Below are 13,789 nucleotides of genomic sequence, written 5' to 3'. Positions count from 1 at the left end.
TCAGCCCTGGGCGTCCGCGGACCGTGCTTCCTGCACGGTCCGCGGCAGCAGGCAGAACTCGTTGCCCTCGACGTCCGCGAGCACGACCCACGGAGCGTCCGGCCCCTGCCCGACGTCGACGCGTCGCGCGCCCAGGGCGAGCAGCCGGTCGAGCTCGGCCTGCGTCGTCGTGCCGTCCGCTCGCAGGTCGAGATGCAGGCGGTTCTTCACGACCTTGCCCTCGGGGACCGCGGCGACGTCGATCGTCGGCCAGGACGCGTCGCCGGGCCCGATGCTGACGAGGTCGTCCTCCCTCTGGAGGACGCGCCAGCCCAGGACGTCGCACCAGAAGGCCGCGACCGCCTCGGGGTCGACGGCGTCGATGGCGATGGTGGCGATCCGGCTGGGCATGGACCCATCCTGCGCCCGGGCGCTGACGCTCCTCAGGGTCGGCCGGGGAGAAATCGGTGGGCCGGTCGCCGGCCCGGTGGTGTGATCGACGCATGGCGACGACGCTGGACGATCCCGGGACCACCGACCTCGACGAGGCGCTGGGCGCCCTGCGGGACTGGCAGGAGGAGGGCACCCCGCTCCAGCTCCACCCGGGCGACCTCGGGTGGAAGGCCCGTGCCGGTGCCAGCACCGCGGCCGCTGCCGTGCGGGCGTGGCGCGGTAGGGGAGAGATCGTCGCCCTCGGGATGCTCGACGCGCCGGACCTGCTGCGGCTCGCCCTCGCGCCCGAGTCGTTCCAGGACGAGGGGCTCGCGCACCAGGTGCTCGCCGACCTCGCCGATGAGACGCGTGGCGTGCTGCCGGCGGGGCAGGCGTACCTCGAGACTCCGAACGGCGTGCTCCTGCACGATCTCGTGCTCACGGAGGGCTGGGAACCGGGGGAGTCGTGGACCCCGCTGCGACGCGAGCTCGACGAGGCCGTACCGGACCCAGGGCTCACGATCGCCGTCGCCGGGCCGGAGGACGTTCATGACCGGGTCGCCGTTCATCGAGCATCGTTTCCCGGATCAACTTTCACTGAGGAGAGCTGGCGTGCGATGGCCGCCACCAGCGCGTACGCGGGCGCCCGTTGTCTCGTCGCCTACGACGACGGCACTGCGGTTGCTGCGGCGACGGTGTGGTCGGCGGGGAGGAGGCCGGGGTTGCTGGAGCCGGTGGGTGTGCACAGCGAGCACCGGGGGCACGGCTATGGCACCGCGATCAGCCTCGCGGCCGCACGGGCGCTGCGGGAGCTCGGCTCGTCCAGCGCGATCGTCTGCACGCCGACGGCCAACGAGGCGGCCGTGGCGACCTATCGGTCCGCGGGCTTCGTCCCGGAGAAGCTGCGCCTGGACGCCGTGCGCGGCGGCCGCTGACGACGTCGGTGCGAAGCGTCAGCTGACGACGTCGGTCCGTCGCACGCGACGCCTGCACATCTCGGACATGGGCGCCTCGCACCACTGACCGCTCACGCCGAGTACGAGGATCTCCCACGAGTACGAGGGGAATCGGCTCGTACTCGTGGGAGATCCTCGTACTCGGCGGGGAAGGCCGCGATGGTTGATGTGACTCTCACGGGCAGAAGTGCCGACGTGGAGGTTCGGTGCCGTAGGCAACGAGCTGCGGATGTACGAGGGCTCGCGGATCTGTCGCGTGGGCACGGGCGGCGACCCGGCCGACGTCGGAGCACGACGAAGACCGGTTCGTCAGCAGGCTGACCGGCTGACGTCACGACTCGGCGCCGACGAGGAGGATGCGGTCGCACCCGGCGCATCCGGGATCCAGGTGTCAGTCCGTGAGATCCTGCGGCGAATACCCACTCGCGTCGTGATCGTCGTGATCCGATAATGTACGTTATGTCATTTCGTCACAGAAACGTGGTCCCCCTCGGAGCCGAAAGCGCCCGGTGGCCGTGACCCGTGTGCCGTCGCACGCGCGGCCGACATGTCGATCGCCCGACGACTCGAACCCTCTCCGCGCCCACCAGTCAGGTCACGTGCGCGGCCACCGCGTCGAGGACGACAGGCACGAGGTGCCCGTCGTACGCCTGGTCCAGTCGGTACGCCCAGGCGTCCGATCCGGTGACGGTCTCGCGGCAGATCGTGGCGCCGCACCGGCAGGTCATGGCGAAGTCCGGGTCGACGGTCGACGCGGCGTAGTCGTTGGTCAGCTCCTCCCCGGGCGCGATGTCGCGGCGAGCCACGAGCTCGAACGGTCCGTCCCACCACAGGTTGGGCTCGCACGAGTGGTTCCCGTGGTGGTTCGGGCTGCCTGCCGGCAGGACCAGGTGCTCGTCGGGGCCCACAGCGATGGTGTCGACGTAGGTCGCGCTGGTCTCGAGGAGTCGGCGCAGCTCCTGGGTGCCGACGAGCGCACCTCCCAGCCGCGCGACCGGAGTACCCGCAGAGATCTCACGGACGGCGAACAGTCCCGTCCCCTCGATCGGCGACCGTCTGACCTCCGCGCTCGACGACAACCAGCAGTCCTGTCCTGGGCGCATGCACCGACCCTAGGTCGCGACCCTGTCCGGGGCGACCGGCACGCGCGCCTCTGGCGATCGCACGCGACAATGGCTGCCGTGCCCGCCGCCCCCGCCACCGTCGTCGCGTCAGCCACACCTACGGGCGACGAGATCGTCGACGTGGCGAAGATCTGGGCCGCGGCGACGGCACGACGCGACGCCCTGGACGTACCGGAACCGTGGCAGCACAAGCTGCCCGGGATCCGAGCCCGACTTGCCCTGCCTCACGCGACCCTGTTCCTCGCAGGCGACACGGGCGAACCAGCAGGCTTTGCCCTGGCTGCCTCGACCGATGCCGAGGCCGAGCTGTACTACCTCGCGGTGGACCCCGGTGCGTGGGGTCGCGGGCTCGCGGCAGGGCTCCTGGACGCCGTCGAGCGCTGGGCCGTGGAGCGCGGCGTCACCCGCCTGACCCTCTGGGTGCTGGAGGACAACGCACGCGCGTGCAGCACCTATGCGCGGGCCGGCTGGGTCGCGACCGACGAGCGCCAGGTCGCCCAACCCCCGGGCCGGCTCGAGCGCCGACTCACACGTGCAATGCCCGAGCGCCCGTCGCGGGCTCGAAGCTGACGTCGGCCGTCGTGACCGTCCCTGCGCGACGCCTCGGCGCCTGGTGGCCGTCCCAGTACAGGTTCGTGTGCGCGATCACGAGGTCGGGCGACGGGGCGCCGTACTCCGACAGGTCCTCGGTGGTGTGGGCGTCGGACACGAGCGTCGCGTCGTAGCCGCGTGCGATCGCGCCGTGGAGCGTCGACCGGATGCACTCGTCCGTCTGCGCGCCGGCCACGACGAGGCTGCCCACGGCGACCGCGGCCAGCTGCTCCTCGAGGTCGGTGTCCTCGAACGAGTCCGGGTACTCCTTCTGGACGACGGGCTCGCCGTCGTCCACGGTCAGCTCCGGGACGATCTCCCACCCCCGCTCCCGCGCGGCATGCCCTGCGGGTCCGAGTGCTGCACCCAGACGACCGGCACATCGGCGGCCCGGGCCTTGTCGACGAGCGTCGCGACGTTCGCGACGACGTCGTCGCGGTGGTAGGCCTCGCCCACCACCCCGTTCTGGACGTCGACCACCAGGAGCGCGGTGTTCGGGCGGTTGGTGAGCGTGCTCATGAGCGGACTCCCCTTCGAGCCGGTTGCGTGGGGCGGACGAGAAACGACGCTACGCCTCGCCTCTGACAGGTCGCCCCCGCGCTCGATGTCCGATTGATACCATTTTGTATGTCTCAACTGAACGGTTTCGCGACGATCCGACCATCACGTGCGACCACTCCTCCCGCCCATCATGTCGGACCCGTCCCCTACGGTCGTCCCGTCCCGAAGCACAGGAGGTTCTCGTGGCAGCGCCACCCCGCGTCGTCCGGCTCACCGTCGCCGAGGCGGTCCGCCGCTACCGCACGGTCGTCGACTCCGAGACGCTGCGCGGGATCCTCTCCCCCACGACGCGCGACACGTACACCCGTGACCTGCGGGAGTTCTCCGTCCTCGCGGGCCCCGACCGCGTCCTCGACGACGTCTCCGGCGAGGACCTCGACGACGTCCTCGTGCGGTACCAGCTCGCCCCTGACGCGCGCTACACCAACCCCTCGGACAAACCGGGCGGCCCCGGCAAGTCGACGGCCAGCGTCAACCGGTTTCGCCAGTCCGTCTCGCGCTTCTTCACGCACGCGACGAAGCACGCGTGGGTCCGGGCCAACCCTTTCCTGTGGGCTGCTCCCCGGCCCGGACGCGCGGCGGGCTGCGCGTCGAGCGCACGGCGCTGCCTGCGTCGTCGGCGCGGGCGCTCCTGGACGCCGCGGAGGCGGCCACCCGTGAGCAGCCGCCACGTCGCGACCAGGACCTCGCGGTCCGGGACCGGCTCGTGATCGCCCTCCTGCTCGTCCTCGGCCCGCGCGTCTCCGAGCTGGTCCGTGCGGACCTCGACGACGTCGTCCGCGAACCGGGCGCAGCGCGCTGGCGGATCCGCGGCAAGGGCGGCACCGTCCGCACCGTGAGCCTCTCGGCGCCGCTCGAGGAGGCGCTCGGCGACTACCTCACGACGCTGCGCCCGACCCTGCTGGCCCGCGGGGACGTCACACCGGACGCCCAGCGCGCGCTCCTCCTGAGCTGGCGCGGGCGCCGCATGGACGCCCAGTCGGTCCGCGCGCTCCTCACCCGCGCGATGGGGCGCGTCCCCGGCGACCTGCGTCGGGGCGCGACACCCCATGCCCTGCGGCACACGACGGCGACCCTCCTGGTCGCGCACGGCTGGGACGTCAAGGTCGTCGCGGAGCTCCTGGGGCACGCGTCGATCGCCACCACGGGCGTCTACCTCGACCGGATCGAGGGCGAGCTCGCGGCCGCGATCGCCGCGCACCCGCTCACGACGCGGTCGGAGGCCCCGGGCGGTGCGGCGACCGGCGAGCCCGACCGCTTCCCGTTCAGCGATCCCGGTACTGCTGCGGGCTGAGCCCGTGGACCCGCTTGAACGCGGCGCTCAGCGCGAACGGTGTCGCGTACCCCACGCGCCGAGCGACCGTCTCGAGCGTCGCGTCCGACGACGCCAGGAGGTCGGCGGCCAGGGCGAGGCGCACACCCGTGAGGTAGCCGAGCGGCGTCTCCCCGACCAGCTCGCGGAACCTCCGCGCGAACGCCGCGCGCGACATCCCCGCCTGGCCCGCGAGCGACTCCACGGTCCAGCCGTGCGCGGGGTCGTCGTGGATCACCGCGAGCGCTCGCCCGACGTCCGGGTCGTGGGCGGCGCGCAGCCACCCCGGACGGTCGGCGCCCGGCATCGCGAACCAGTCCCGCAGCGCGGTCACGAGCAGCAGGTCCAGCACCCGGTCGAGGACGACCTCCTGCCCGGGCTCGTCGCGGTCGAGCTCGTCGTCGAGCACGTCCACGAGCCGCCGCGCGGCCCCGGTCGGCCCGAGGACCGCGAGCGGTGGCAGCCCGGCGAGGATGCGCCGGCTCGTCGCGTCCGGCAGCGGGTAGGTGCCGACGAGCATCCGCGCCTCGCCCGGTAGCGCGTTGCCCCACGCGCGCAGTCCGAGGGTCATGCGCTCGGTCATGCTCTCGCCCGACGGCGCCCGGCACACCTGTCCCGGGTGCACGACGACGTGCGGCGCGACCCCGGCGGCGTGCGCCATCGTGTACGGGACGGGGCCGGGGACGACCACGACGTCGCCCGGCCCGAGGGTGACGCGCGGCCCGGCGTCGGACTCGAAGGAGGCGGTGCCGTGCGTGACGGCGACGACCGTGGCGGGGGCCTCGTCGGCGACGCGCACCGACCACGGGGGGTCGAACGAGGCCCGGAGCAGGAACGCTCCCCGGGCTCGGGGGCCGTCGAGCAGGGCGGTCAGCGGGTCCACCACGTCACCGTAGACGCTCGCGTATGGGGGTGAGCGTCTGGCCCATGTCGACGCGCCGAGGGAGCCGGTTGACTCGAGCCAGGCGACCGACCAGGCGCCACCTCACGACCAAGGAGCTATCGTGCGTCCTCTCACCGCCGTCCTGACCGGTCTCACCGTCCTCTCCGCCGGCGCGATGGCCGGCACGTTCTTCGCCTTCGCGGTGGGCGTCATGCCGGGGCTGTCCGCGGGGAGCCCCGCGACGGCCGTCTCCGCGATGCGCCACATCAACGCCCGGATCGAGAACCCGTTCTTCCTCGCCGTGTTCATGCTCGTCCCGGTCTTCGCCGCGGTCGCCGGGGTCCTCGCGCTGCGCTCGGGCCAGCGCACCGCTGGAGTGCTCCTGCTCGTCGCGGCAGCCGTGTACGTCGTCGGGACGATCATCACGACGGGCGCGGTGAACGTCCCGCTCAACCAGACGCTCGCGTCCGCGTCGCCGCACGCCGACCCCGCGACCGTGTGGGCCGACTTCGTGGGCCGCTGGAACGTGGGCAACACGGTTCGCACCCTGGCGTCGAGCGCGACCCTGCTGCTCGCGGCGGCGGCGTTCGCTGCGAGGTCCGCGACCCCGAAGGCGGCCGCGGCCGCGGAGCTCGTCACGGACGCGGTCACCGCCGTCGCGCGGTGACCGCGTCCGTCGCTCAGAACGGCGTCGGGAGCGTGCCGGGCGCCGACCGGCGGGCCACCGACCAGGGCAGGACGACCCACAGCCCGAGCAGCCCGCACAGCGCGACTCCCCGGCGACCACCCCGGCCGTCGTGGACACGACGACGTCGAACAGGAAGAACACGCAGCCCACGATCGTCAGCCCGAGCGCGAGCAGACCGAGCCGGGCGAGCCGGTGCCCCAGGACCACGGTCTCGCGCTTGAGCCGCCGCCGGAACAGGAACCGGTGCAGGCTCACCGGGGCGACGAGGAGCCCGGTCGCCGCCGTGGACAGGGCGACGAGCACCAGGTACGTCGCGACCTCGAGGTCGTCGAGACGCCCGAAGCGCTGCTGGAACGGGACGGTCAGGAGGAAGCCCGTGAGGACCTGGGCGCCGGTCTGGGTGACGCGGAGCTCCTGCAGCAGCTCGTTCCAGTTCCGGTCGAGCCGCTCCGCCACGGTCTCGTGGCGGCCCGCGTCGTCGGACGCCCAGGGGCCGTCGTCGGGCATCTCGTCCCCGGGCGACTGGCCGGGCGCAGCGTCGTCGCGCACGAGCCCACGCTAACCGTCGGCGCGGCCCGACGGCGCGACGAGCCCCGACTCGTACGCCACCACGACAAGCTGGGCCCGGTCCCGCGCCCCCAGCTTCGCCAGGAGCCGGCTCACGTGCGTCTTCACGGTCGTCACCTCGACGACGAGCTCCGCGGCGAGCTCGGCGTTCGACCGGCCACGGGCCACCAGGGCGAGCACCTCCCGCTCCCGCTCGGTCAGCCCGGCCAGGCGGGCGTCGTCGGGCGTGGGAGCGGTCGGCGCCTGCCGGACGAACGCCGACACGAGCCGCGTCGTCACGCTCGGCGCGAGGAGCGACTCCCCCGCCGCGACGACCCGGATCGCGTCGAGCAGGCGCTCCGGCGGCGTGTCCTTGAGCACGAACCCGCTCGCTCCCGCACGCAGCGCCTGGAAGACGTACTCGTCGTGGTCGAACGTCGTGACGACGAGCACCCGTGGGCCGTCCGGCTCGCCCGCGAGGTAGCGCGTGGCCTCGAGCCCATCCATCACGGGCATCCGCAGGTCCATGAGCACGACGTCGGGCCGGAGGGCCCGCGCCTGCCGGACCGCGTCGGCACCGTGGGACGCCTCGCCCACGACCTCGAGGTCGGGCGCGGACCCGACGAGCGCACGGAAGCCCGCACGAACGAGGGCCTCGTCGTCGACGACGAGCACCCGGGTCGGGGCCGGGCTCGTGTCCCCGGGCTGGTCAGGCATCAGGAGGCTGGGCTCGTCCGGCACGCGCCCCAGTATGGTGCGCCTCCGCCCCCTCGCCCGGCACGCCGGGCCCGAACACGGCCTCGACGCGCCAGCCGCCGCCGTCGACGGGGCCGGCGCTCGCGCGACCGCCGTGCAGCGCGACGCGCGCACGGATGCCCTCGACCCCCAGCCCGGACCCGGCGAGCGCGGGCGGGCCCGATGCGCCGGCAGGGTCCATCGCCCCGGTGTCCTCGACGACGACGACGAGCGGGTCGGCGCGACGGACGTCGACGCGCACGTGAGCCCCCGGCGCGTGCTTGACGACGTTCGTCAGCGCCTCCTGCACGACCCGGTACGCGGACGTCTCGAGCAGCCGGTCGTAGGTCGCCTCGCCCTCGACCCTCAGGTCGACGGCGAGCCCCGCGTCGGCGACGGCGGCGACGAGGGCGGGGACGTGGTCGAGCGTCGGCTCGGGGACCGGGTCGGCGCCCCCGACGTCCCGCAGGCCCGCCAGGACGCCACGGAGCTCGGACAGCGCGCGCCGGCTGGCATCCTCGATCGTGGTGAGCGCGGCGCGCGCCTGCTCGGGATCGTCGTCCAGGAGCAGCCGGCCCACGCCGGCCCGGACCGCGACGAGCGACAGGGTGTGAGAGACGACGTCGTGGACGTCGCGGGAGACCCGCAGCCGCTCCTCGGCGCGGACGCGTGCGTCGGCCTCGCGGGCGAGCCTGGCCTCCTCGACGGCGAGCGCGGCCGCGAACCCGCGCCGGGTGCGCACGACGTCGCCGACGAACCACCCGGCGGCGGCCACGAGGAGCTGGACGAGGTCCTGGTCGCGGTCGGGCCACACGTGCAGCGCGACCATGTCGGCCGCGCTGACGGCGACCGCCGCCGCGGCGACGGCGAGCACCGCGGTCCGGCGCGGCAGCCGGACCGCGCACACGGCGGCGGCGACGCCGAGGGCCGGCCCCAGGTCGCTCACGAACGGCGTCACCCGCACGCCGGTGAGCGCGGCGACGACGAGCCCGGCGGAGACGAGCGCGAGCGCGAGGACGGGTGCACGACGTGCCCAGGCCAGCGGCGCGGCGACCAGCAGGCCCAGCAGCGGTGTCGCGAGCGGGTGCGCGTCGGACGGCAGCGAGAGCAGGACCGGCACGGTGAACAGCGCGAAGCACGCCACGGCCACCGCGACGTCGAGCCAGAGCCCGGGCCGTGGCCGCCGCCCACGCAGGGGCACGGTGCGTGGCGCGAGATCGCGCTGCGGCCCGTCGGGGGAGGTCATGGCACCGACCCTAGGGGCGGCGTCCGCCGGCGTCGTCCTCCTCGAGGACGACGGGGCGCGTCGTCCCCGAGGAGGGTCGGGGTCGGCGCTCCTCCCCCAGGACGACGGCGGGATCCGTCCGTGCGCACGACGCCCGGCCCGCGGCGCGGCGACAGGCTCGAGCCATGACCACACCGAACCGTCTCTCCCGTCCGATCGTCCTCACCTCCGCCACGCTGTTCGTGGTCGGCGTCGTCACAGGTGCCGTCGCGTATGCCCAACGCAGCGACGCGCCAGCCGTCCACCACGACGGCACCTCCGCGTGGGCGGTGCACCTCGTCCTCACGGCGCTCGCAGGGGTCGCGGTCGCGGTGCTCGCCGCCCGGGGTCGCCTCCGGGCGACGCTCCTCGCACCCCTCGGCCGGCCGGCCGCTGCGCGGGTCCGTCTGACGCTCCGGGAGGCGACCCGTCGCCCGGCGGTGGCGCTCCGCGCCCTCGTGGCCGTGCCGTTCGCCGCCCTGTTCCTCTACGGCTTCTGGCGTGCGGGCGAGCAGGTCGTCGGCGGCCTGGACCCCCGCTTCACGGCCGACGCCTGGGGTGGCCCGTCCTACCTGGGCGCGATGTACTGCCACTACCTCGACGGCGCGCTCCTCATGGCGGTCGCCGCCCTCGCCCTGCACGCGCTGCTCCTGGGGCGCGGCACTCGCCTCGCCGCCGTGCGGACGTCGTCGGGCGTGGGCATGGTGGGGACGAGGTGATCGCCCCGAACGGCGCACCGAGCCCAACGACGACAGGGAGGCGGACCATGCCGAAGCGCAGCCCAGGACCGAGCGTCAAGGACAAGAAGCTGTACGAGGAGCTCCGCGACGAGGGGAGCTCCGCGACGAGGGGAGCTCCAAGGAGAAGAGCGCGCGCATCGCGAACGCCGCCGCAGGCAGCTCGCGCTCCGAGGTCGGGAAGAAGGGCGGGAAGTCCGGGTCCTACGAGGACTGGACGGTCGCCGACCTGCGCAAGCGCGCGTCGGAGATCGGGATCGAGGGCCGGTCCTCGATGAAGAAGGCCGAGCTGGTCAAGGCTCTACGGAACCACTGACCGGGCTGCGGTCGGCGGCGAGACGAGACCGCTCTCGCCGCCGGCTCAGCGCCTTGACGGCTTCGACGAAGAGGAAGACCGCCACGGCGAGGAGGAGCGGGACCCACCACCCGCGCCAGCCCACGGACGCCGAGTCGAAGACCGTGTGCATGAAGGGCACGTAGACGAAGACGAGCTGCAGCACGACGAGCGCGCCGGCCGAGATCCACAGGACGCGGTTGCCGCGCAGCACGTCGAGCGTGAGGCTCGACCGACCCAGGAACCGGCAGTTGAACAGGTAGGCGAGCTGCCCGAGGACGAGGGTCGTGACGGCGGTGGTCTGCGCCTGGGCGACGCTCATGTGCCCCGCCCGCTCGGTGAAGAAGACGGCGAGGGTCGCCCCGCCGATGACCGCGGAGACGAGCAGGATCCGCCCGAGGGCCGGGCCCCCGACGAGCGACGCGTCCGGGTCGCGGGGCGGACGCGCCATGATGCCCGGCTCCGCCGACTCGTACGCGAGCGCGAGGGACAGTGTGACGGCGGTGACCATGTTGACCCAGAGCACCTGGACGGGTGTGAGTGGCAGCGTCAGCCCGAAGAGCACCGCGACCAGGATGACGAGCGCCTGCGCCCCGTTCGTCGGAAGGAGGAAGAGCACCGACTTGCGGACGTTGTCGTAGATCCGGCGCCCCTCCTCGACCGCGCGCTCGATGGTCGCGAAGTTGTCGTCGGCGAGCACGACGTCGGCGGCCTCCTTCGTGGCCTCGGTCCCCTTGATCCCCATCGCGACCCCGACGTCGGCCTGGCTGAGCGCCGGGGCGTCGTTGACGCCGTCGCCCGTCATCGCGACGACCTGGCGGTGCGCCTGGAGCGCCGAGACGATCCGGATCTTGTGCTCGGGGCTCGTGCGCGCGTACACGTCGACGTCCTGCACGACGGCGCGCAGCTGCTCGGTCGACAGGACCTCGAGCTCGGCTCCCGTCAGGACCGCGGGGGCGGTGTCCTCGTCGGGCGTGCCCGGCCCGAGGGGACGGCCGGCGGCGTCGAGGATGCCGAGCTCCTTGGCGATCGCGACCGCGGTGCCCGGGTGGTCGCCGGTGATCATCTTGACGGCGATGCCCGCCTGGTGGCAGTCGGCGACCGCGGCCACGGCCTCGGGCCGCGGCGGGTCGACGATCCCGATCAACCCGCAGAGCTCGAGCTCGTGGAGGTCGTCGTCGGTGACGTCGCGCGTGGCCTCGGCCGCCGTCCGGCGTGCCGCCGCGAGCACGCGCAGACCGCGCGCCCCGAGGGCGTCCACCTCGCCCTCCCAGAACGCGGCGTCGAGCGTCGCGGCCGCGCCGTCCGCCCCCACCTGGCTCGCGCACCGCGCGAGCACCCGGTCCGGCGCTCCCTTGACGTGCACGACGGCGCCGCCCCCGGGCGTCGAGCGTCGCCATGTACTTGACCGCGGAGTCGAAGGGCAGCACCGCGACGCGGTCCCAGCCCGCGCCGTCGTCGCCCGCCTTGAGCGCGAGCGTGCGCAGTGCACCCTCCGTGGGCTCACCCACCAACGCCCAGCCACCCGGCCCCGGCACGACCTGCGCGTCGTTGCACAGGGCCACCGCCTCGACGACGGATCGCAGGTCGGGGTGGGCACCGAGCGTCGCGGCCGCCCCGTCGGGCGTCGTCACGGCTCCCTCCGGGGCGTACCCGGCGCCCTCGACGTCGAACGTCCGTTCCGCGGTCCGCACGACCCGCGCCGTCATCTCGTTCTTGGTGAGCGTGCCGGTCTTGTCGGAGCAGATCGTCGTGACGGCCCCCAGCGTCTCGACGGACGGCAGGCGCCGCGTGATCGCGTTGCGCCGTGCCATCTGTTGGACGCCGAGCGCGAGCGTGATGGTCACCAGCGCCGGGAGCCCCTCGGGCACCGCCGCGACTGCGAACCCGATCGACGCCGACAGGAGCTCGTCGACCGAGAAGTGATGCAGCGTGTGCCCGATCACCGCCATGACCACGCCGAGCACGAGTATGAGGAGCGCGATCGCGGTGCCGAACCGTCCGAGCTGCCGGGTCAGCGGCGTGGTCAGGTCGTCGGCCTCGGCGACGAGCCCCTGGATCCGACCGAGCTCGGTCGCCGCGCCCGTGGCGACGACGACCCCCGACCCCGTGCCGGCCACGACGATCGTCCCGGAGAACAGCATGCTCGTGCGGTCGCCGACGCCCGCCTGCGGGTCGACGGAGGCCGGGTCCTTCGCGGCGGGCTGCGACTCGCCCGTGAGCGCGGACTCCTCCACACGCAGGTTCGTCGCCTCGAGCACCCGCACGTCGGCGGGGACGCGCTCCCCGGCCGCACGCGCACGACGTCGCCGGGCACCACGTGCGCCGCGTCGACCGTCGCCCACGCGCCGTCGCGCAGCACCTCCGCCGACGGCGAGAGCATCTGCCGGATGCCCTCCAGCGCGCTCTCCGCCCGGCCCTCCTGGATGAACCCGACCGCGGCGTTCACGACCGCCACGAGCAGGATGATCGTGAAGTCGATCCACTCGCCGAGGATCGCCTTGAGGCCCGCCGAGACCAGCAGGACGTACACGAGGACGTCCTGGAACTGCGCGAGGATCCGCCGCCACAACGGCGGGCGTTCCGGGGGCGGGAGCTCGTTCGGTCCGACCTCGGCGAGGATCCGGACGGCGTCCGCGGAGCCGAGCCCGCCCGTGCCCGAGCCGAGCTCCGCCGCCACGTCAGGGGCTGGCCTCGCCCAGGGCGTGGCCGCGGTCCGGCTGACGACGGCGGAGCGCGCGGGCGACGGGGCGGGCACGGCGGTCACGTCCTCATTCAAGACCGCGACGACAGCGACCGCGACGCGAGCGGGGAGTCAGCGGTCCGCGTCCGCCGCGTCCTCCTCGGGGCGGGGCGCGACCGTCTCGTCGCGCTCGAGCGAAGGCGCGTCGCCGAACTCCGGGTGCGCGAGCTCGAGCTCGTGCGCCACGAGCGGCGCGCGGGCCTCGGGGTCGGGTTCGACGTCCAGGGCGGCGCCGTCGCCGGACAGGTCGGCCACGGTCCAGCCCCAGCCCCCGCCCAGCCCTTCGGGTCCGAGCTGGCGGAGCACGGAACCCCGGCCGATAGGCGACAGCAGGGCGTCGTGGATCGGCACGACGACCGCAGGCTGCAGCGTCCGCACCCAGTCGACGATCTCGGCGAGCTTGAGCCACGGTCCGGACACGGGGGTCAGCACGACGTGCACCCGCGCCCCGTGCGGCAGCTCCACGAACGCGTCGCCCGGGTGCAGCACCGACCCGTCGACGACGTAGCCCACGTTCGCGATCCGCGGCAGGTCCGTGTGGATCGCAGCGTGCGTGCCGCCCACGACGTCGACGTCGTGGCCCAGGACCCGCAGCGCCGTCCCGGGGACGGCCTCGTGGAGGCGCTGCAGCTCGACACCCCGCGCCTGGAGGGCCGCGACGACGGCCGCGGGCGCCCAGACCTCGACGTGCGTCCGCTCGGCCAGGGCGGCGAGCAGCGGTTCGACGTCGACGTGGTCGGCGTGCTCGTGGGTGACGAGCACCGCGTCGGCGGACGCGAGGGCGTCGGGCGACGAGTACGCCCCCGGGTCGATCACGAGGACGCCGGAACGATCGGTGAGGCGGCCGCACGCGTGGCCCAGGATCTCGAGCTTCATGCCCCTATCGTCCGCCTTCGCGGCTCCC

Annotated in this window: 14 protein-coding genes and 3 pseudogenes; 7 read left to right on the top strand and 10 right to left on the bottom strand. The window is 74.0% G+C overall.

The genetic code is table 11. From position 1 onward, the window contains the following. Positions 1-390 carry a VOC family protein gene (locus QQK45_RS17925; protein WP_284294399.1) on the bottom strand — a complete coding sequence of 130 codons (390 nt, stop codon included), beginning with the start codon at positions 388-390 and terminating at the stop codon, positions 1-3. A gap of 92 nt (positions 391-482) precedes the next feature. On the opposite strand from QQK45_RS17925, the gene QQK45_RS17920 reads away from it, so the two are divergent. After that, the gene (locus QQK45_RS17920) at positions 483-1,346 is read left to right on the top strand and encodes a GNAT family N-acetyltransferase (RefSeq protein WP_284294398.1); all 864 of its coding nucleotides are present in this window, start codon (positions 483-485) and stop codon (positions 1,344-1,346) included. Positions 1,347-1,957: 611 nt separating this feature from the next. On the opposite strand, the gene QQK45_RS17915 is transcribed toward QQK45_RS17920, so the two are convergent. Next, the gene (locus QQK45_RS17915) at positions 1,958-2,470 is read right to left on the bottom strand and encodes an SET domain-containing protein (RefSeq protein WP_284294397.1); all 513 of its coding nucleotides are present in this window, start codon (positions 2,468-2,470) and stop codon (positions 1,958-1,960) included. 78 nt (positions 2,471-2,548) lie between these two features. Between QQK45_RS17915 and QQK45_RS17910 the strand changes: the two genes are divergently transcribed. Continuing rightward, the gene (locus QQK45_RS17910; protein ID WP_284294396.1) at positions 2,549-3,061 is read left to right on the top strand and encodes a GNAT family N-acetyltransferase; all 513 of its coding nucleotides are present in this window, start codon (positions 2,549-2,551) and stop codon (positions 3,059-3,061) included. Here the strand turns inward: QQK45_RS17910 and QQK45_RS22560 are convergent. Further along, positions 3,018-3,380 carry an isochorismatase family protein gene (locus QQK45_RS22560; RefSeq protein WP_348525279.1) on the bottom strand — a complete coding sequence of 121 codons (363 nt, stop codon included), beginning with the start codon at positions 3,378-3,380 and terminating at the stop codon, positions 3,018-3,020. The genes QQK45_RS17910 and QQK45_RS22560 overlap by 44 nt on opposite strands. A gap of 2 nt (positions 3,381-3,382) precedes the next feature. Continuing rightward, positions 3,383-3,601: an isochorismatase family protein gene (locus tag QQK45_RS22555; RefSeq protein WP_348525278.1), complete on the bottom strand. Its 219-nt coding sequence runs from the start codon at positions 3,599-3,601 to the stop codon at positions 3,383-3,385. 224 nt (positions 3,602-3,825) lie between these two features. On the opposite strand from QQK45_RS22555, the gene QQK45_RS17900 reads away from it, so the two are divergent. Further along, positions 3,826-4,353, top strand: a complete 528-nt coding sequence (locus QQK45_RS17900) for a hypothetical protein (protein ID WP_284294395.1) — start codon at positions 3,826-3,828, stop codon at positions 4,351-4,353. Then, on the top strand, positions 4,248-4,937 hold the full coding sequence (locus QQK45_RS17895; RefSeq protein WP_284295099.1) for a tyrosine-type recombinase/integrase: 690 nt from the start codon (positions 4,248-4,250) through the stop codon (positions 4,935-4,937). The genes QQK45_RS17900 and QQK45_RS17895 overlap by 106 nt, the downstream gene beginning before the upstream one ends. Here the strand turns inward: QQK45_RS17895 and QQK45_RS17890 are convergent. Then, on the bottom strand, positions 4,909-5,838 hold the full coding sequence (locus tag QQK45_RS17890; RefSeq protein ID WP_284294394.1) for an AraC family transcriptional regulator: 930 nt from the start codon (positions 5,836-5,838) through the stop codon (positions 4,909-4,911). The two genes, QQK45_RS17895 and QQK45_RS17890, sit on opposite strands and share 29 nt — an antisense overlap. Before the next feature lie 121 nt (positions 5,839-5,959). Between QQK45_RS17890 and QQK45_RS17885 the strand changes: the two genes are divergently transcribed. Further along, positions 5,960-6,505, top strand: coding sequence for an anthrone oxygenase family protein (locus tag QQK45_RS17885; RefSeq protein ID WP_284294393.1), 546 nt, complete (start codon positions 5,960-5,962; stop codon positions 6,503-6,505). Positions 6,506-6,667: 162 nt separating this feature from the next. Here QQK45_RS17885 and QQK45_RS17880 read toward each other — a convergent pair. The 3 genes and pseudogenes from QQK45_RS17880 to QQK45_RS17870 form a co-directional block, all read right to left on the bottom strand. Further along, a pseudogene (locus QQK45_RS17880) lies at positions 6,668-7,033 on the bottom strand (DUF6328 family protein); the annotation flags it as partial. 51 nt (positions 7,034-7,084) lie between these two features. Then, entirely contained in the window at positions 7,085-7,789 is a 705-nt protein-coding gene (locus QQK45_RS17875) for a response regulator (RefSeq protein ID WP_284294392.1), read from the bottom strand. Further along, positions 7,782-9,053 carry a sensor histidine kinase gene (locus tag QQK45_RS17870; RefSeq protein ID WP_284294391.1) on the bottom strand — a complete coding sequence of 424 codons (1,272 nt, stop codon included), beginning with the start codon at positions 9,051-9,053 and terminating at the stop codon, positions 7,782-7,784. The genes QQK45_RS17875 and QQK45_RS17870 overlap by 8 nt, the downstream gene beginning before the upstream one ends. A gap of 164 nt (positions 9,054-9,217) precedes the next feature. Between QQK45_RS17870 and QQK45_RS17865 the strand changes: the two genes are divergently transcribed. Both QQK45_RS17865 and QQK45_RS17860 read left to right on the top strand, forming a co-directional pair. After that, positions 9,218-9,790, top strand: a complete 573-nt coding sequence (locus QQK45_RS17865) for a hypothetical protein (protein ID WP_284294389.1) — start codon at positions 9,218-9,220, stop codon at positions 9,788-9,790. A gap of 47 nt (positions 9,791-9,837) precedes the next feature. After that, positions 9,838-10,124 (top strand): annotated as a pseudogene (locus QQK45_RS17860) (DUF7218 family protein). Here QQK45_RS17860 and QQK45_RS23620 read toward each other — a convergent pair. Next, positions 10,105-12,900 (bottom strand): annotated as a pseudogene (locus tag QQK45_RS23620) (HAD-IC family P-type ATPase); the annotation flags it as partial. The pseudogenes QQK45_RS17860 and QQK45_RS23620 sit on opposite strands and share 20 nt — an antisense overlap. Positions 12,901-12,957: 57 nt before the next feature. Further along, positions 12,958-13,761, bottom strand: coding sequence for an MBL fold metallo-hydrolase (locus tag QQK45_RS17850; RefSeq protein ID WP_284294388.1), 804 nt, complete (start codon positions 13,759-13,761; stop codon positions 12,958-12,960). Between the last annotated feature and the right edge of the window lie 28 nt (positions 13,762-13,789).

It is taken from the genome of Luteimicrobium album (genome assembly GCF_030161555.1).
In the GTDB taxonomy this organism is placed as follows: Bacteria; Actinomycetota; Actinomycetes; order Actinomycetales; family Cellulomonadaceae; genus Luteimicrobium; species Luteimicrobium album.
This window is presented reverse-complemented; position numbering and strand designations above follow the sequence as displayed.

Coding starts and splice junctions, on each gene's coding strand:
- QQK45_RS17925 (WP_284294399.1), bottom strand. CDS start 390: ATGCCCAGCCGGATCGCCACCATCGCCATCGACGCCGTCGACCCCGAG.
- QQK45_RS17920 (WP_284294398.1), top strand. CDS start 483: ATGGCGACGACGCTGGACGATCCCGGGACCACCGACCTCGACGAGGCG.
- QQK45_RS17915 (WP_284294397.1), bottom strand. CDS start 2,470: ATGCGCCCAGGACAGGACTGCTGGTTGTCGTCGAGCGCGGAGGTCAGA.
- QQK45_RS22555 (WP_348525278.1), bottom strand. CDS start 3,601: ATGAGCACGCTCACCAACCGCCCGAACACCGCGCTCCTGGTGGTCGAC.
- QQK45_RS17875 (WP_284294392.1), bottom strand. CDS start 7,789: ATGCCTGACCAGCCCGGGGACACGAGCCCGGCCCCGACCCGGGTGCTC.
- QQK45_RS17870 (WP_284294391.1), bottom strand. CDS start 9,053: ATGACCTCCCCCGACGGGCCGCAGCGCGATCTCGCGCCACGCACCGTG.
- QQK45_RS17865 (WP_284294389.1), top strand. CDS start 9,218: ATGACCACACCGAACCGTCTCTCCCGTCCGATCGTCCTCACCTCCGCC.
- QQK45_RS17850 (WP_284294388.1), bottom strand. CDS start 13,761: ATGAAGCTCGAGATCCTGGGCCACGCGTGCGGCCGCCTCACCGATCGT.